The following is a 15,642-nucleotide window of genomic DNA, read 5'->3' on the forward strand; positions in this document are numbered from 1 at the left end:
CTCGACTCCATCGCCTGAGCCAAGCCCCGCACCCACCCCGCAATCAGGCGTTGCGGGCGGCCACAGCGATCAGGCGGCCAGCCACAGCGTCACGATCGAGACCAAGCCGCTGGGCGGTGCCGGCCTCGACTCCATCGCCTGAGCCAAGCCCCGCACCCACCCCGCAATCAGGCGTTGCGGGCGGCCACAGCGATCAGGCGGTCGGCTACGGCGTGGCGGTCGAGGCCGAGGCGCTGGGCGGTGTCGCGGAGGACGTCGTAGGCCTCTTGGACGCCGCAGCCGCGTTGGGCGATGATCACGCCGATGGCTCGGTCCACGGCGGCGTCGGCGCTCTGGGTGTCGCGGCGGCGTAGTTCGTCGAGCAGGATCTCGGACTGGTTGGCCAGGGCCATCGCGGTGAGCAGGTGGTCGGCGCCGGGGGCGTTCGGGGTGTCGAAGTAGAGGCTCAGCGCGCCCACGTCGGCTCGGGGCAGGTCGAGCGGGATGGCGGCCACGGCGTGGATGCCCTCGGCGGCCGCGGCTTCGGTCAGTTCGGGCCAGCGGGCGTCGGTGGCCAGGTCGGGGGCGGTGACCATGGAGTGGGTACGGGCTGATTCAAGGCCGGGGCCGGTGGTGCCGTTGGCGTACTGAATCTGGTCGACGGCGGCGCCGGGGAGGCCATGGCCGGCATGGGTCAGCGGGCCGCCCTCGCCGATCAGGACGATCGAGCAGCGCACTACGCCGGGGACCGCGCCCGTGGCGAAGACGGCCAGACGTTCCAGCGCCTGGGCGAACGAGTCGGCCGACAGCAGGCGGGCCGTGAGTTCGTGCAGCAAGCCGGCCAGTTCGACGGGATGCGGGCCGAGCGGCTCCGCCGTCCGGGTCACGGAGCGGGTACGCCGAGGCCGGGTCACGACTCGGGCAGGGCCACGTTCCGGGGAGGAAACCCGGCGATAAGGGACAGGCACGCCGCGCATCCTGTCATGACCATCGACGATCACGTAAGTCTTGTGCCTCTACCGAGTGGTTTCATCGGGGTCGGCCGTCTGATCCGAGCGCCGCCGCTCCAGGAACGAGTCCGGCGCGGCCTCGGGGTCGGCCTCACGTTCGTCCGACTCGGCCAGGATCGCCTCGGCCTGGGCCCGCGGATCCGCGCTGCCGGCCACCCGCTCCTCCGGAAGCAGATCCGCCGCCCGATGCCCGACCCGGTCATCACTCATAAGAGATCAACTACCCATCCGCCGCCTCGGGAAACCCACCTCCTCAAGCCGCCGCACCACCGAAACAAGCGGTAGGGCACAACGCGCGGCCCCCAGCCGGCGCATACGTCTCCAACGCCGGTAGCTGTTCATCTTCGTGATCGCCTTCATGAGCGCTGCCCTCACCCCGGTTCTGCACGAAGTAGCGCGGGCGACTCCGAGGAGCGGACGCAGCCCGGCAGGGCACAGCCCTCAAGACGAGACGCACAGGCGGGGCGGGCCGCCGCGCAGGGCGTGCGCGAGACGGAGCTGAAATCGAAGCGCGGACGCGATCGGGGCTGCTGCGTAAGGCTCGGGCGAGGAATCTGGATCAGACGCGGTGGCGCGATACCGGAGGCGCGGCTGAAGCGCTGAGACGTCGCGCAGGGGCGCATCAGGGTGTGCGGACTGCGGGCGAAAAGGGTGCGCCGCCCTCGGCTGGGCCGGGGGCGGCGCGGGTGTCGGCGTGCAGGTCGCCTCGCGGCGAAAGGCTCAACACGGCTCCAGCCGGACGGTATTCCGTGAAGGCAAAGGGTGAGGCCCGGGGACACTGGGCACGCTGACATCTGTTCTCAACGGTCGGACGGGGGCCGGGATTCCGGCAGAACATGTGACGGGGGTCACATAGTTTGGGCGAGGGTGGGTCGGGTAGCCCGGAGGCCGTGAGCGATGAGATGCGAGAGCTGGACGGCTTTCTCGAGGACGCGTTCGATGGGCAGGAGCGGCTCAGCAGCGCGGATCTGCAGCGGCGGGCCGTCGCTTCCGGATTGTCGGCGCTGGCGCTGACCCGGGTCGACGCACTGCCTGAGGGTGAGTACGCGCAGGACGAGGCGGCTGAGGCCGTGCGGGCGCTCGAAGTCTGACCACTGGAAGGAGAGCTGCACTCATGGAACCGATCGGTGATCCGGACGAGCAGGAAGACTTCGCCGGCGAGCACGAGGGCACGGCTGTGGACGAGGACATCACCGCGGGACGCGACGATGACTCCGAGCCCGAGGCGCCGGAGGGCTGGTCGGGGCTCGACCGCGACGGCCCACCCTGACGACATCGCGACAGCCCGTCGGACGACGCCGCTCTGACGACGAGAACGAGGCCCGCCCGGCGGTGAGCGGGGCGGGCCTCATTGCGTACGGGGGAAGGGTTTTTAGTCGCCCTCGGCGGCCTTCTTGGCGGCGTCATAGCCGAGCTGGAGGAAGTCCGAGACGGCGGTGGCGGTCAGGGCGACCGCGGCCAGGCGGGTCAGGCGCGGGGCCAGCACGAGACCGCCGGTCAGGGCCGTCGCGACCCACACGGCCAGGCAGAACGGGCAGCTGATGAGTTCGCCGGCGCCGTGCTTGAACGTGTTGTCGTGATCGCGGACCTCTTCGTTGAGTTCGGCCGCTCCGGCCGGTTCCGCATAGCGCATGAACGGGGCTCGCAGTGGGCTCGTCACCGAGTCTTTCGCGATCAACCGGCTCAGCTTGTGCGTGGCCAGCGACAACAGAACCACGTCGGCCGCCGAGGGGCGTTCGGGGGCCGGCTTTCCGGTGATCTTGGCCGTGGCGGCCAGGGCTGCGGCCAGCGCGGTGAATCCGCCCATCGCCGCCAGGTAGCCGCCCAGGGGGCGATGATCGTGGGGGGCGTACGACTGCCCGACGCGCGTCAGACGCGCGCGCAGCGACTCGATCAAGATTCTCCTCAGAACGCCTGGGTGAGCCGGTCGGGGTCGACCTCGCGGCTGGGGTAGCGGGTGATGTACTCCGTCTCGAGCTCGGCCGTCCGCTTGAAGTGGTTGGACAGTGCGGCGTCGGGGCCGTGGCGGAGGGTCTCGAGCCGGGTGCGGTAGAGGCTGCTGAGTTCGCGGAAGAGGTCCTCGTCGCTCAGCGTGCCGGGGTCGATCCCGGTTTCCATCAGCGGTGAGTCACCACGGGCGTCGGTCATCGTGCACCTCCAGTCATTTCAGGCCAGAACGGCCGGGCCGGCCAACCGCGGGGCGAGCCGAACGTCAGGACGGTTGCCCGTGCGGGCCGCCGCCAAACACCCGCCGGTACGCTTGGTGGCCATGAAGGGCCTGTGGACACCGGCGTGGATCGTCCGGCATGTCCTGGCGGTCGTGCTGACCGTGGGCTGCCTGGTTCTGGGCTGGTGGCAGTTCAGCCGGGCCCAGGAGGGCAACGCGATCAGCTGGGGCTACATGTTCGAGTGGCCGGTGTTCGCGGCCTTCGTCGTCTTTCTCTGGTACCGCGAGGTCCAACTGGCGCGCCGCAAGCCGCAAAAGGAAGCGCCGCCGCCGGAAAAGCAGGAAAAGCAGGAAGAGAAAGAGCTCCCAGGTACGGCTGTTACCGTCGGCCGGCCGGTCCGTGTGGCCGTCCGCTCCGCGCCGGAGGCCGACGACCCCGAACTGGTCGCCTACAACGACTATCTCGCCTGGCTCAACGCCCACCCGGGCGCCCGCCCCGGCGACTATCCCGGATAGGACAGAAGCAAAGTGCAGGGTGCCCTGACCCGCTACCGGATCATCGCGTGGATCGTCGGCGTCTGCCTGCTCGCGCTCGTCGTGGTGGGCATGCCGCTGAAATATCTCGCGGACAACCCGGTCGTGGTCGCGGCCGTCGGGCCCGCGCACGGCTTCCTCTTCATGCTCTATCTGGTGGCCACGTTCGATCTGTCGCGCCGGGCCCAGTGGTCGTTCGGCCGCATGATCCTGGTGATGTTGAGCGGCACGATCCCGTTCCTGTCGTTCTGGGCCGAGCGTAAGGTGACCAAGGAATGGGTGCCCGTCGCCGAGTTGGCGAAAAGTCCCGTTTGACAGCCCGGCCGCACGCATCGCGGTCACCGAATCACTTGCTGTTATCGGGATCATTAACGCGTATCGGGCTATTGTCTTAAATCACTCTGTGAGCCCTTGCTTTTGATGATCCCGCCGATAAGTTAATGCGGTTGGTTCGGTCCGCAGCCACTCCCCCTCCCGTGGCGCCGGCCAACGCCGCCGAATTTTCGTGGCGCCACGAGCGTCGCGAAGAACCGGGGAACCGCGTTACCGGGGCGAATCCGCGCGAGCGGAAGGGTGTTCTTCCCACCCGAGCCCGTCAGCTAACCCGGTAGGCGGCCGAGCGGAAGAAAGGCCACTGACCGGTGCCCCACCCCCGTACGAGGCTTCGGGTCCTCGTCGTCGCGGCCCTAACCGTCGCGATCACCGGCTCGCTGGGGACAGTCGCGCACGCGGCTCCGTCCGCCACCGAGCTGAAGAAGCAGATCGAGACGGCGTCCAACAAGCTCGAGGACGTCACCGAGGCGTACAACGCGATGCGGGTCAACCTGAAGAAGACCCAGACCGACCAGGTCAAGCTCCAGGCGTCCCTCAAGCCCGCTCAGGCGAAGCTGAAGGCCGCCAGCGCCCAGGTCGGCAACCTGGCCAGCACGTCCTACAAGCAGGGCCGGGTCGGGCCGATGAGCGCGCTGCTCACCGGCGGCGGCCAGGACAGCATGATGGACCGGATGGCCTACCTGGACCTGATCACCAAGTCCAACCAGCGCGACATCGACACGTTCACCGAGGCCACGAAGGGCTTCGCCGACCGTCAGGCCGCGCTCAAGACGACCCAGGCCAAGCAGACGGCCCAGGCCAACGCGCTCAACGCGCAGAAGGCGTCGATCCAGAAGGACCTCAAGAAGCTGATCGCGATGCGCGAGGCGGCATTCGGCCAGGGCCAGGAGACCGGCGGCAAGTACACGGGCAAGATTCCGCAGATCTCCGGCAGTGCCGGCGTGGCGGTCACGTACGCGTACAACCAGATCGGCAAGCCGTACCTGTTCGGCGCGGACGGTCCGGGCAGCTTCGACTGCTCCGGTCTGACCTCGGCCGCGTGGGGCAAGGCGGGCAAGTCGCTGACCCACCAGACCAAGTCGCAGTGGGCCGAGACGACCCGGATCAGCCGGAGTCAGCTGCAGCCGGGTGACCTGGTGTTCTATCGAAGTCTCGGGCACGTCGCGCTCTACGTGGGCGACGGCCAGATCATCGACGCCCCGCACTCGGGCACGGTGGTCAAGAAACGGACCATGGACATCATGACGCCGTACGGCTACGGGCGCGTCTCGTAGGCAGGCAACACAGAAGGCCGGTACCCGAATCGGGTACCGGCCTTTTTTGTTCGGTAACGGGGGGAAGCAGCGGGAGGGGTCAGGCGGCCTGGAGGCCCTCGGCCCGGGCCAGCTCACGGAGCCGGCCGAGCGCCTGGATCTCGAGCTGACGGATGCGCTCACGGCTCAGCGAGAAGCGTGACGCGACCTCGGTGAGCGAGTGCTCGCGACCGTCCTCGAGACCGTATCGGGCCCGCATGATGCCGGCCGACCGGTCGTCGAGGTGGTTGAGCAGACCCTCGATGCGCTGGCGCTCGAGCGCGGTCAGCACGATCTCTTCCGGCGAGGGGGCGTCGCTGTCGGCGACCAGGTCGCCGAGGTTGGTGTCGCCGTCGTCGCCGACCGGGGTGTCGAGGGAAACCGTGTCCTGAGCCCAGCGGGTGAGCTCGTTGACCCGCTCGACGGTCACGCCGAGAGCGGCCGCGACCTGCTCGGGCTCGGGGTCACTGCCGAGCTCGCGGACGAGCTGGCGGGTGACGTTGCGCATCCTGTTCACGTCTTCGACCAGGTGGACCGGGAGGCGCACGGTGCGCTCCTGCTGGGCGATGGCCCGGCTGATGGCCTGGCGCACCCACCACGTGGCGTACGTCGAGAACTTGTAGCCGCGCTCGTAGTCGAACTTCTCGACGGCGCGGACCAGGCCGGTGTTGCCCTCCTGGATCAGGTCGAGCATCGGCATGCCGGAGCGCACGTAGCGCCGGGCGATCGACACGACCAGCCGCAGGTTGGCCCGGATGAACAGGTCTTTCGCCTTGCGCCCCTCGGACACGAGGCGCTCCAGCTCCTCCCGGCTCACACCGCGCCGGACCTCGCCCGTCTCGAGCAGGTGCTCGGCATAGAGGCCCGCCTCGATTGCCTTGGAGAGCTCGACCTCGCGTGCGGCGTCCAGCAACGGCGTCCGGGAGATCTCGTGCAGGTAGACGCCGACGAGATCGCGCTCCTCGGCGACCTGGTCAGTACGCATCACGGTGTTCTTCTCCACGTTGCCCACGGTCCCCTCATTGCTGTCACTACTAACCCCGTTACGGGTGATCCCTGTATCCATCAGTTCCTCCCCGTAACGTCCGCAGTTCGCACATTGCGGTTACTGGCATCTACACAACAAATGGCTGGCTGCACTGATTCCGGCTGGTGGGTCGAAAGTGTCACGAATGCCTGGGTGACAGCTGAGAGCCGAGTGCGTAGTTGCTGAACAGGGCTCCTGCGGGTCGGCATTCGGCCCCGCGACAGGTGCGTCGCGCAGACAGACTCATACCCGTCGTTCGCTTCATGACACCATCGGCCCCTCGTCCCTCACAGCGACGCCCATCACCAAAGACCTTGGGACGTCCGTCACCACCCAGTACGTTCCCGGGGCGCGCCAGGTTCACCGTGCTGGATCGGCAGATGCGGAACAGGGTTGAAACAAAAGCACCACCAAAAAGATCCCGCACTTCACCGAACGGGACCACCTGCCACAATGCGGCACGCGGCCGTGCAGTTCACTAGCCCGTCCGGGTGACATCCCTGGGGATGACGTCCCCTCTGACAACGGTTCGGAGCCGGCCCGCCATCCGGTTGGCGAGGTGACGAATCCCACAGTGGCGACCGGGTGGGCCGGGGCACGATGGTCGGCATGTCTGGTGGGCGCACGGCTCTGATCACGGGTGGAACGGGTGGCCTCGGCGCCGCCACGGTGGCGGCTTTCGTCGCGGACGGGTGGCGGGTGGTGGCTCCGGTGCGGCCGGGGCGGGCCGACGGGCTGCCCAAGGGGGCGGTGCCGGTTGACGGGGACATGTCGAATGAGAGCGACGTCACGGCGGCGGTGGCGGTGGCGGCGGGTGATTCCGAGGCGCCGCTGCGGGCGGTGGTCAACCTGATCGGGGGGTTCGCGAGCGGGCCGCTGGTCGGCGAGACGCCGTGGAGCGATTTCGAGGCGCAGCTGCTGACCAATCTGCGGCCGACCTATCTGGTCACGGCGGCGGCGTTGCCCCATCTGGTCGCGGCGGGTGGCGGCAGCGTGGTCTCGGTTTCTTCCCGTACGGCGTTGTCGCCGTTCCCGGGGTCGGCCGGCTACTCGACCTCGAAGGCGGCGGTGATCGCGTTCGCCAATTCCGTGGCGGTGGACTACCGGAAGCAGAATGTGCGCTCCAACACGGTCGTGCCGAGCGTGATCGACACACCGGCCAATCGGGTGGCCATGCCGGACGCGGACTTCAGCCGCTGGGTGCGGCCCGAGCGGATCGCTCCGACGATCCTGTTCCTGGCCTCGGACGCGTCGGCCCCCACGAGCGGCGCGCAGATCCCGGTGTACGGGCGGGCTTAGCACGCCGGGGGCCGGGTACCGACGGGCCCGCCGGCCGCCGTGGAGCGCCGCTCGGTCGCGGGTGGCTTCACGACATGGGCGCCCGCTGCGCAGCGTGCGCTGCCCGGCGGGGCGCTGGTCGGCGGGAGCGGTCAGGCGCTGCGGGGCGGGCGCTGGTCGGGGTTACAGCGTCTCGGCGAGTTGGTAGCCGGCGGTGGCCAGGGCGGCCACGACGGGGCCGCCGGCCAGGATCAGGCTGCGGCCCAGGGCGCTGCGTACCGGCTCGGGCAGGTCGGCGCGGCGGCGGAGCTCGGCGTGCAGGGCGGCCGAGACCTCGTCGGGGGTGCCGTTGGCGTCGATCACCACGAAGTCGGCGAACTCGGGCAGCGAGAGGTAGGCGGCCCGGGCCGATTCGAGGTAGTCCATCGATTCGCTGTCGTAGCCGCGGGCCTCGATCCGCTCGTGGGCGACCTTGGGGTCGACGTCGAGCAGGAACGTGAGGTCGGGCTTCGGGAAGAAGTGGTAGGCCCAGCGGGCGCGACGCTCGGCGGCCGGAGCGGCGTGGCGGGCCCGCAGGCTGGCGTACTGACAGAAGGCGTAGCGGTCCATGACCACGGTGCCACCGGTGAAGCGACGGCGGACCAGGGTGCGCAGGATCGCCAGCCAGCGCAGCACCGACTCGACGAACAGCGTGCCGCGGCGGCCCAGCAGGTCTTCGGCGTCGCGTTTGCCGAGCCGGACGGCCAGCTTGCCGAACCAGTGGCGGCCGCCGGCGTTGCGGCGGTAGGACACGCGCAGACCCGCCGCGCTGAGCTCATCGGCCAGGCGGTGGGCCTGTGTCGTTTTGCCCGAGCCGTCCATGCCGACGAGCGCGATCGTGCGAAGGGTCATACCAACCAACGGTAACCGCCGGGTGCACGCAAGGGCTCCGCCGAACGTCGCGTCATTCCGAGGTCGGTGCGCGTGACTCCCCGGGGTGCAGCACGTGATTTGAGGGCTGCGCGTGTCACTCCGCGGGCGGCGCCGCGAGACGAGACGGGCCGTCTCACGATAGGGGCGCTGGAACTCCGCGGGCAGCGTCGCGAAACGAGACGGGCCGTCTCACGATAGGGGCGCTGGAACTCCGCGGGCAGCGTCGCGAAACGAGACGTGCCGTCTCACGATAGGGGCGCTGGAACTCCGCGGGCAGCGTCGCGAAACGAGACGTGCCGTCTTGCGATGGGTGCGCTGGGACTCCGGGGGCGTTGCGCGCGATTCCGGGTACGGGGCGGGGTCGGTCGGGGGCGGGGCCGGGGTTCGGAGAGGCGGGGACGGGGTCGACCGGTCGGCACCGCGTTTTCCGGCGGCGGATCGCGCCGCGTACCAAAATGGGTTTTGCAGTGGGTTTGCCCGGTGTCTCGTCCGTGCGGCGATTCAATGACAGGCGTCACGGGTAGTCGTATCCGACACATCGAACCGACGTCGACAGGGGGAACGTCATGCCGCACCGCGTGGACGAAGGCCTGGCCACCACGCTCAAGAAGGTCGCCTCGACTCTGAAGTCCGCCGGCATACCGTTCGCGCTCGGCGGGAGCTTCGCGGTCTACGCGCACGGCGGGCACTCCAGCGACCACGACGTGGACTTCCTGCTGCGCGAGGAGGACCGCGATCAGGCGCTCGCCGAGCTGGCCGAGGTCGGTTTCCGCACGGAGATGCCGCCCGAGGACTGGCTGGTCAAGGTCTATGACGAGGACCGGATGGTCGATCTGATCTATCGGCCGGTGGAGACGCCGGTGACGATGGAGACGCTGGCCGACACCGAGCAGATCTCGGTCGAGGCCATCTATATGCCGGTGCTCTCGGCGACCCAGCTGATGGTGCACAAGCTGCTCAGCTACAGCCAGCACTATTGCGACTTCGCGACCGGACTGCCGGTGGCCCGTTCGCTGCGCGAGCAGATCGACTGGGCCCGGGTGCGTCGCGAGACTGAGAAATCGCCGTACGCGGAAGCCTTCCTCATCCTCCTGGACCGGCTGGACGTCGTGCCGGCCGAGGTGGAACTGGCCCAGAACTAGTAGGGGGTTGGGATGACGAACGACACCGATCTCGAGGCCGAGATCCAGCGGCTGCTCACCGAGCACGACCGGATAGCCGAGCAGGGCATCACCGTGCAGCGCCGCGACCACCTGGTCGTGCTGGGCGGCGAGGTGGAGAGCGCGCAGCGCCGCGACGAGATCTGCCGGCAGATCTCGTCGCACTTCCCGGAGCTCGAGATCACTTGTGACATCGGGATCACCCGGGCCCAGGCGCCCAGCGAGGTGGAGGAGATTTCATGATCCGGATCGCCGCCGTGGGCGACGTCCACGTGGACAAGGACGTGGTGGGCCGCTACCGGCCCGCCCTCGAGGAGCTGCCGGACCGGGCCGACGCCCTGCTGATCGCCGGCGACCTGACCCGGCACGGCACCGTCGACGAGGCCAAGTGCTTCGCCCAGGAGTTCGGCGGGCTGGGCGTGCCGGTCGTGGTGGTGCTGGGCAACCACGACCACCAGAGCGACCAGCAGGACGAGGTGACCAAGACGATCGAGGACGCCGGGATCACCGTGCTCGAGGGCGCGGCGACCGTCCTCGAGATCCGCGGGCACCGGCTCGGCGTCGCCGGCACCAAGGGCTTCGGCGGCGGGTTCGCCGGGGCCTGCGCCAGCAACTTCGGCGAGCGCGAGATGAAGGACTTCGTGGGCACCGCCGAGCGTTACGCGGCCGACCTGGAACGGGCGCTGAAATCGGTGGAGTGCGACGCCCTGGTGGCGCTCACCCACTACGCCCCGGTGCCCGAGACGCTGGTCGGCGAGCCGCTCGAGATCTACGCCTTCCTGGGCTGCTACCAGCTCGGACGCTCGATCGACGCGGCCGGGGCGGCGCTGGCCCTGCACGGCCACGCCCACCACGGGTCGGAGCGCGGGCGGACCCCGGGCGGGGTCCCCGTGCGCAACGTCGCGCACCCGGTGATCAAGCAGGCGTACAACGTGTACCAGCTGCTGTCCGAAGAGGTCGACACCACTTTGATCGGTGCTCGATAGGCAGGTTTTCGATTCGGGGCCCTCGGGTATCCGATGTTCATGGACCTAATTCTTTGGATCATCGCAGTAATCCTGGTGGTCGCCGGCATCCTCGCGCTCTTCCGGCGGCAGTTGCTCTGGGGCATCGTGCTGATCGTCGTCGGCCTCCTGGTCGGCCCCGGCGGCGTCAGCATCTTCACCTGATCGGTAACGAGGCTCTCCACGACTCCATCCCCCACGTCCGAAAACCGGGCCACCCCTAAAGGGTGGCCCGGTTCTGTTTGTCCGGGTTGCCGCACTCGCGGTGCGACGGACACGTGACGTGAAGTGACTGAATCACTCGCGGAAATTCTTCGATCTTTCTCCGCGAGGGGTCCCGGTGGCCGAGGTTCATCACTTCACGTACGGCGCGTTCAACCCGATCGCCGCCTTCCTGCTCGCCTTTCTGGGGTCGTTCTTCGGCCTGCTCAGCACGGCCCGGGCCCGCGGCGCCCGCACCAAGGGCCGGCGCAACCGCTGGCTGCTGATCGGCGCCTTCGCCATCGGCGGCGGCGCCATCTGGCTCATGCACTTCGCCGCGATGCTCGGCTTCGAGGTGCCGGCCAGCCCCGTACGCTTCGACGTCCCGATGACGTTGGCCAGCCTCGCCTTCGCGGTGTTCGCCGTGGGGGCCGGCCTGCTGATCGTCGGTCACGGCCGGCGCAGCCTGCCCAAGACCCTGGTGGCCGGCGGGCTCACCGGCGGCGGGGTGCTGGCCATGCACTACACCGGCATGCTGGCCATGCACGTGGCCGGCGACATCCAGTACAACCTGGCCCTGGTCGTCGCCTCGGCCGTCATCGCGGTGGTGGCGTCCACGATCGCCCTGTGGTTCACCGTCTCGGTGCGCGGCTGGGCGCCGATCAGCGGGGCCGCGGCCATCATGGCCATCGCGGTCTGCGGCATGCACTACACCGGGATGGCCGCCCTGTCGGTGCATCTCGAGGCGGGCGCGCTCGACCGGGTGGTCGGGTTCCGGCCGCTCACGCTGATCCTGCCGATCACGCTGATCACCGCCGCGACCATCATCGGGGTGGCCCTGAGCGCGCTCCAGGCCATGACCGAGGAGGAGTTCACCGACGGTGCCGGCACCCCGCGCCGGGGTGCGCACGCCGAGGCGGGCAACCCGTGGTCGCTCAAGCAGGCGACGATCGCGACGGCCGGCCGGCGGCCCTCGCCCCGCCCGGTTCCGATGCGCTCACCCACCAACGGCTGAGGCTCCGGTACGTTCTCGGCATGGCGCCACGGATGCTGCTGTCGATGCCGTTGCACGCGATCACCGAGGTGTACGGCGAGGCGGGGCTGCGGGAGCGGTTCCTGCTCGAGCTCGAGACCTTCCCCGAGGCCGAGCGCAAGCAGTTGATCGAGGCGCTCGACCTGGCCGCGCGGCTGCACGCCGGGGACCGCCGGGTGCGTGAGCCCTACCTCAACCACCTGTTGCGGGTGGCCATCCGGATCATCAAGTACTACGGCGTACGCGATGTCGACGTGCTCACCGCGGCCCTGCTGCACGATGCGGTCGAGGACCATCCGGACGAGCTGGCCGGCACCAGCCAGGGCTCGTACACCGAGCTGACCGAGCTGGCCGTGGCCGAGCTGGCCGCCCGCTTCGGGCCCCGGGTGGCCGAGCTGGTGCGGTCGGTCACCAATCCCGAGTACGACCCCGAGCGCGACCGCCACGAGCAGTACCGCGCGCACGTGGCGGCCAGCCTCGACCGCGACCCGTGGGCCCGGGTGATCAAGGTCTCGGACTTCACCGACAACGGGGTCGGGGTGGTCCACACGACCCCGGAGAAGGCGCTCTCGGCCGCCCGCAAGTACCGCCCGCTCGTGCCGAAACTGCGCGAGCTGGTCGGCCGCCCGGACACGCCGTTGTCGATCGCCGCCAAGGACCACATCCTCGACCAGCTCGACCTGGCCGAGGAACGTTTCGCCTGCATCCTCGACGGTTAGCCTGGGGGTCATGGTCCACACCGACGCTTGGTGGCGCGACGCCGTCATCTACCAGGTCTATCCCCGCTCGTTCGCCGACAGTGACGGCGACGGGATGGGTGACCTGCCCGGCATCACCGGGCGCCTGCACCACCTGAAAGAGCTCGGCATCGACGCCGTGTGGCTCTCCCCGTTCTATCCCTCGCCGCAGCACGACGCCGGCTACGACGTGGCCGACTACCGCGGGGTCGACCCGCGCTTCGGCGCGCTCGGCGACGCCGACAAGCTGATCGCCGAGGCGCACGGCCTGGGCATCAAGGTCATCGTCGACCTGGTGCCCAACCACACCTCGAACGAGCACGAGTGGTTCCGGGCCGCGCTGGCCGCCGGGCCGGGCAGCCCGGAGCGCGAGCGGTACATCTTCCGTTCCGGTGACCAGCCGCCGAACTCGTGGAAGAGCGTCTTCGGGGGCAGCGCCTGGGAGCGGCTGCCCGACGGGGACTGGTACCTGCACCTGTTCGACGTGAGCCAGCCCGACCTCAACTGGGACAACCCCGAGGTGCGGGCCGAGTTCCTCGACGTGCTGCGGTTCTGGCTCGACCGCGGGGTCGACGGTTTCCGCGTCGACGTCGCCCACGGGCTGGTCAAGGAGGCCAACCTGACCGACTGGACGACGGCCAGCACGATCCTGGGCGGTCTCGACCCGGCCGGCCCGCCGCCGCCCATGTGGGACCAGGAGGGCGTGCACGAGATCTACCGGTCGTGGCGCAAGGTGCTCGACGAGTACCCGGGCGGGCGGATCCTGGTCGCCGAGGCGTGGGTGGCGCCGGCGTCGCGGCTGGCCCGCTACGTGCGCCCGGACGAGATGCACCAGGCGTTCAACTTCCCCTACCTGGACGCGCCGTGGAAGCCCGCCGAGCTGCGGGCCGTGATCGACGAGACGCTCGCGGCCAACAACGAGGTGGGCGCGACCACCACCTGGGTGCTGTCGAACCACGACGTGGTGCGGCACGCCTCACGGCTGGGCTTCCCGGCCGGCACACCGCGGATGCCCGGCATCGGGGCCGAGGACCCGCAACCCGACTCCGCGCTCGGTCTGCGCCGGGCCCGGGCGGCCACGCTCCTGATGCTCGGGCTGCCGGGTTCGGCCTACCTGTACCAGGGCGAGGAGCTGGGCCTGCCCGAGCACACCACGATGCCCGACGAGTTCCGGGAGGACCCGGCCTGGGAGCGCTCGGGGCACGCGGAGCGCGGGCGGGACGGCTGCCGGGTGCCGCTGCCGTGGGAGGCCGACGCGCCGTCGTACGGCTTCGGCCCGGCCGACGCGTCCTGGCTGCCGCAGCCGGCCACCTGGGCCGAGTACGCGCTCGACCGCCAGCAGGGTGTGCCCGGCTCGACCTGGGAGCTCTACCGCTCCGCGCTGGAGCTGCGTCGTGAGCACGGTCTGGGTAGCGGTTCCGTGGTGTGGCAGGACGGCGGGTTCGCCTTCCGCAACGGCGACGTGCTGGTGCTGACCAACTTCGGCCCGGACGCGGTGGCGCTACCGGCCGGCGCCCGGGTCCTGCTGAGCAGCGAGCCCCTCGACGGCGACGGGCGGGTCCCCACCGACGTCACCGTGTGGGCCGCCCTCTAGCCGAGCGGCCCGGGCCAGCAGGGCGGCGTGCGTGTCCTCCATGTCACGCGCGACCGTCTTGCTGGCCAGCCAGAACATGACGCCGGTGGGCACCCAGAAGAGCTGGAAGGCGGCCAGGCCGACCGCGTAGTTGAGCGGCGGCGGGAAGGCCCCGGCCAGGCCGCGGAAGGCTGCCGCGACCATGATGTTGCCGCCGGCCCGGCCGAAACCGTTGACCAGGTTGCCCAGGCTGTAGACGGTGCCGCGGTGCTCGGGCGGGTTGACGTCGGCGATCAGGGCGAACCAGTTGGGCGAGTTGGCCGAGGTCAGCATCAGCGCGAACACGGCGACGGCCAGGCACAGGCCGACGGTGGGCTCGGTGAAGACGTCGGCCAGCACGGCCTGGATGATCCCGCCCGTGCTCGCCCCGTCGGGCACGTCGATGCGCATCGGCACGAAGAAGAGCACCACGTAGAACGGCACAGCGGCGAGCACGCCGACGGCCGCGACCAGGGACCGGCCCCGGGGTGTGCGGCGTTGCAGGCGGTCGCCGACCAGGCCGCCCAGGATGGACAGCGCGCCGCCGGCCTGGAACAGCGTGGCGAACACGCTGCCGATCACGATCGCGGTGCCGGCCGAATAGCCCTGGTCCTCGGCCCGGGCCTGGAACAGCACGGGCAGCCAGACCAGCGAGCCCAGCGCGATCTGGGCCGTGCTGCCCTGCAGGATCAGCCAGATGTTGGTGCGCCGGCGCAGGATCAGCGGCAGATGGTCGTGGTGGATGCGCTCGTCGTACTCGACCCCGGCCAGTTCGGGCTGGCTGTCGCCACGCGGCACGTTGTAGGTGAACAGGTAGGCCACGGTGGCGACGGCGCCGATAACGGCCGTGATCAGGAACGGCCGGCGCCAGTCGGCGTGGCCGAGCAGGCCCCCGACCAGGGTGCCGGCCAGCGTGCCGACGCCCTGGGACAGGCCCCAGAAGCTCATCACCAGGCCCCGGCGCCGGGGTGAGATGAGATCGCTGACCACGGCGAAGCTGACCGAGGCGACGGCGCCCAGGCCGAACGCGGCGACGATCTGGCTGATCAGGAAGCTCGGGTAGCTGCCCGAGAAGCCGGACCAGGCGGTGCCGGCGATCCAGATCAGCGTGCCCGCGATGAGCACCGGCTTGCGGTCGGTGCGGTCGCCGGCGTACGCGAACCCGATCGCCGCCACCGCGCTGATCAGGAACATGATCGTGGTGGAGAGCGCGATGTGGCCCGAGCCGACCCCGAGGGAGTCGCCGATGCTGCTGTAGAGCGGTGGCACCAGGCCGATCGCGACGTTGTCGAGCGAGGCGAGGACCACGAACACCACGACGCTGTACGCGCGGTGGGCGGATCCTCCCCTTCTCACCCCGAAA

At 69.8% G+C, this 15,642-nt stretch carries 20 protein-coding genes and 1 riboswitch; of the genes, 13 read left to right on the top strand and 7 right to left on the bottom strand.

Going from position 1 to position 15,642, the window contains the following annotated elements; translation table 11 throughout:
- Window positions 1-167 precede the first annotated feature (167 nt).
- Together M1L60_RS19120 and M1L60_RS19125 are read right to left on the bottom strand one after the other, a co-directional pair.
- Window positions 168-866 (bottom strand): ANTAR domain-containing protein, encoded by a 699-nt coding sequence (locus M1L60_RS19120; protein WP_253238805.1) that lies wholly within the window; start codon window positions 864-866, stop codon window positions 168-170.
- A gap of 129 nt (window positions 867-995) precedes the next feature.
- A complete protein-coding gene (locus M1L60_RS19125) occupies window positions 996-1,199 on the bottom strand; it encodes a hypothetical protein (RefSeq protein ID WP_253238806.1) in 204 nt (67 codons plus the stop codon).
- Window positions 1,200-1,879: 680 nt separating this feature from the next.
- On the opposite strand from M1L60_RS19125, the gene M1L60_RS19130 reads away from it, so the two are divergent.
- On the top strand, window positions 1,880-2,080 hold the full coding sequence (locus tag M1L60_RS19130) for a hypothetical protein (protein ID WP_438862134.1): 201 nt from the start codon (window positions 1,880-1,882) through the stop codon (window positions 2,078-2,080).
- A gap of 23 nt (window positions 2,081-2,103) precedes the next feature.
- Window positions 2,104-2,259, top strand: coding sequence for a hypothetical protein (locus M1L60_RS19135; protein ID WP_253238807.1), 156 nt, complete (start codon window positions 2,104-2,106; stop codon window positions 2,257-2,259).
- Window positions 2,260-2,361: 102 nt separating this feature from the next.
- Here the strand turns inward: M1L60_RS19135 and M1L60_RS19140 are convergent, their stop codons facing one another.
- Together M1L60_RS19140 and M1L60_RS19145 are read right to left on the bottom strand one after the other, a co-directional pair.
- Window positions 2,362-2,883 carry a DUF1360 domain-containing protein gene (locus M1L60_RS19140; RefSeq protein ID WP_253239073.1) on the bottom strand — a complete coding sequence of 174 codons (522 nt, stop codon included), beginning with the start codon at window positions 2,881-2,883 and terminating at the stop codon, window positions 2,362-2,364.
- Between the two features lie 11 nt (window positions 2,884-2,894).
- Window positions 2,895-3,137 (bottom strand): DUF6158 family protein, encoded by a 243-nt coding sequence (locus M1L60_RS19145; protein ID WP_253238808.1) that lies wholly within the window; start codon window positions 3,135-3,137, stop codon window positions 2,895-2,897.
- 121 nt (window positions 3,138-3,258) lie between these two features.
- Between M1L60_RS19145 and M1L60_RS19150 the strand changes: the two genes are divergently transcribed.
- The 3 genes from M1L60_RS19150 (at window position 3,259) to M1L60_RS19160 (ending at window position 5,297) form a co-directional block, all read left to right on the top strand.
- Complete coding sequence (locus tag M1L60_RS19150; protein ID WP_253238809.1) at window positions 3,259-3,672, top strand: hypothetical protein; 414 nt, start codon at window positions 3,259-3,261, stop codon at window positions 3,670-3,672.
- A 12-nt stretch (window positions 3,673-3,684) separates the two neighbouring features.
- The gene (locus tag M1L60_RS19155) at window positions 3,685-4,005 is read left to right on the top strand and encodes a DUF3817 domain-containing protein (RefSeq protein WP_253238810.1); all 321 of its coding nucleotides are present in this window, start codon (window positions 3,685-3,687) and stop codon (window positions 4,003-4,005) included.
- Between the two features lie 168 nt (window positions 4,006-4,173).
- Window positions 4,174-4,319: riboswitch (cyclic di-AMP (ydaO/yuaA leader) on the top strand.
- 12 nt (window positions 4,320-4,331) lie between these two features.
- Window positions 4,332-5,297: a C40 family peptidase gene (locus M1L60_RS19160; RefSeq protein WP_253238811.1), complete on the top strand. Its 966-nt coding sequence runs from the start codon at window positions 4,332-4,334 to the stop codon at window positions 5,295-5,297.
- 79 nt (window positions 5,298-5,376) lie between these two features.
- Here the strand turns inward: M1L60_RS19160 and M1L60_RS19165 are convergent, their stop codons facing one another.
- Entirely contained in the window at window positions 5,377-6,381 is a 1,005-nt protein-coding gene (locus M1L60_RS19165; protein ID WP_253238812.1) for a sigma-70 family RNA polymerase sigma factor, read from the bottom strand.
- A 570-nt stretch (window positions 6,382-6,951) separates the two neighbouring features.
- Between M1L60_RS19165 and M1L60_RS19170 the strand changes: the two genes are divergently transcribed.
- Window positions 6,952-7,641 carry an SDR family NAD(P)-dependent oxidoreductase gene (locus tag M1L60_RS19170; protein WP_253238813.1) on the top strand — a complete coding sequence of 230 codons (690 nt, stop codon included), beginning with the start codon at window positions 6,952-6,954 and terminating at the stop codon, window positions 7,639-7,641.
- A gap of 162 nt (window positions 7,642-7,803) precedes the next feature.
- Here M1L60_RS19170 and M1L60_RS19175 read toward each other — a convergent pair whose 3' ends face one another.
- Window positions 7,804-8,511, bottom strand: a complete 708-nt coding sequence (locus M1L60_RS19175) for a dTMP kinase (RefSeq protein WP_253238814.1) — start codon at window positions 8,509-8,511, stop codon at window positions 7,804-7,806.
- Window positions 8,512-9,098: 587 nt separating this feature from the next.
- On the opposite strand from M1L60_RS19175, the gene M1L60_RS19180 reads away from it, so the two are divergent.
- The 7 genes from M1L60_RS19180 (at window position 9,099) to M1L60_RS19210 (ending at window position 14,261) form a co-directional block, all read left to right on the top strand.
- Entirely contained in the window at window positions 9,099-9,674 is a 576-nt protein-coding gene (locus M1L60_RS19180; protein WP_253238815.1) for a nucleotidyltransferase, read from the top strand.
- Between the two features lie 12 nt (window positions 9,675-9,686).
- Window positions 9,687-9,935 carry a BON domain-containing protein gene (locus M1L60_RS19185; protein ID WP_253238816.1) on the top strand — a complete coding sequence of 83 codons (249 nt, stop codon included), beginning with the start codon at window positions 9,687-9,689 and terminating at the stop codon, window positions 9,933-9,935.
- Window positions 9,932-10,678, top strand: coding sequence for a metallophosphoesterase family protein (locus tag M1L60_RS19190; RefSeq protein ID WP_253238817.1), 747 nt, complete (start codon window positions 9,932-9,934; stop codon window positions 10,676-10,678). Before M1L60_RS19185 ends, M1L60_RS19190 begins: the two co-directional genes overlap by 4 nt.
- A 39-nt stretch (window positions 10,679-10,717) precedes the next feature.
- The gene (locus M1L60_RS19195) at window positions 10,718-10,861 is read left to right on the top strand and encodes a GPGG-motif small membrane protein (protein WP_164842551.1); all 144 of its coding nucleotides are present in this window, start codon (window positions 10,718-10,720) and stop codon (window positions 10,859-10,861) included.
- Between the two features lie 175 nt (window positions 10,862-11,036).
- The gene (locus M1L60_RS19200; protein WP_253238818.1) at window positions 11,037-11,912 is read left to right on the top strand and encodes an MHYT domain-containing protein; all 876 of its coding nucleotides are present in this window, start codon (window positions 11,037-11,039) and stop codon (window positions 11,910-11,912) included.
- Window positions 11,913-11,932: 20 nt separating this feature from the next.
- Window positions 11,933-12,649 (top strand): HD domain-containing protein, encoded by a 717-nt coding sequence (locus tag M1L60_RS19205; protein WP_253238819.1) that lies wholly within the window; start codon window positions 11,933-11,935, stop codon window positions 12,647-12,649.
- Window positions 12,650-12,659: 10 nt separating this feature from the next.
- Complete coding sequence (locus M1L60_RS19210) at window positions 12,660-14,261, top strand: glycoside hydrolase family 13 protein (RefSeq protein WP_253238820.1); 1,602 nt, start codon at window positions 12,660-12,662, stop codon at window positions 14,259-14,261.
- Here M1L60_RS19210 and M1L60_RS19215 read toward each other — a convergent pair.
- Complete coding sequence (locus M1L60_RS19215) at window positions 14,169-15,635, bottom strand: MFS transporter (RefSeq protein ID WP_253238821.1); 1,467 nt, start codon at window positions 15,633-15,635, stop codon at window positions 14,169-14,171. The genes M1L60_RS19210 and M1L60_RS19215 overlap by 93 nt on opposite strands.
- Between the last annotated feature and the right edge of the window lie 7 nt (window positions 15,636-15,642).

Source organism: Paractinoplanes aksuensis, assembly GCF_024137025.1.
In the GTDB taxonomy this organism is placed as follows: domain Bacteria; phylum Actinomycetota; class Actinomycetes; order Mycobacteriales; family Micromonosporaceae; genus Actinoplanes; species Actinoplanes aksuensis.

Excerpts from the sequence above, each read along its gene's own strand:
- M1L60_RS19190 (WP_253238817.1), top strand. The coding sequence starts at position 9,932 with ATGATCCGGATCGCCGCCGTGGGCGACGTCCACGTGGACAAGGACGTG.
- M1L60_RS19125 (WP_253238806.1), bottom strand. The coding sequence starts at position 1,199 with ATGAGTGATGACCGGGTCGGGCATCGGGCGGCGGATCTGCTTCCGGAG.
- M1L60_RS19195 (WP_164842551.1), top strand. The coding sequence starts at position 10,718 with ATGGACCTAATTCTTTGGATCATCGCAGTAATCCTGGTGGTCGCCGGC.
- M1L60_RS19175 (WP_253238814.1), bottom strand. The coding sequence starts at position 8,511 with ATGACCCTTCGCACGATCGCGCTCGTCGGCATGGACGGCTCGGGCAAA.
- M1L60_RS19180 (WP_253238815.1), top strand. The coding sequence starts at position 9,099 with ATGCCGCACCGCGTGGACGAAGGCCTGGCCACCACGCTCAAGAAGGTC.
- M1L60_RS19170 (WP_253238813.1), top strand. The coding sequence starts at position 6,952 with ATGTCTGGTGGGCGCACGGCTCTGATCACGGGTGGAACGGGTGGCCTC.
- M1L60_RS19135 (WP_253238807.1), top strand. The coding sequence starts at position 2,104 with ATGGAACCGATCGGTGATCCGGACGAGCAGGAAGACTTCGCCGGCGAG.
- M1L60_RS19185 (WP_253238816.1), top strand. The coding sequence starts at position 9,687 with ATGACGAACGACACCGATCTCGAGGCCGAGATCCAGCGGCTGCTCACC.
- M1L60_RS19205 (WP_253238819.1), top strand. The coding sequence starts at position 11,933 with ATGGCGCCACGGATGCTGCTGTCGATGCCGTTGCACGCGATCACCGAG.
- M1L60_RS19145 (WP_253238808.1), bottom strand. The coding sequence starts at position 3,137 with ATGACCGACGCCCGTGGTGACTCACCGCTGATGGAAACCGGGATCGAC.
- M1L60_RS19150 (WP_253238809.1), top strand. The coding sequence starts at position 3,259 with ATGAAGGGCCTGTGGACACCGGCGTGGATCGTCCGGCATGTCCTGGCG.
- M1L60_RS19165 (WP_253238812.1), bottom strand. The coding sequence starts at position 6,381 with ATGGATACAGGGATCACCCGTAACGGGGTTAGTAGTGACAGCAATGAG.
- M1L60_RS19210 (WP_253238820.1), top strand. The coding sequence starts at position 12,660 with ATGGTCCACACCGACGCTTGGTGGCGCGACGCCGTCATCTACCAGGTC.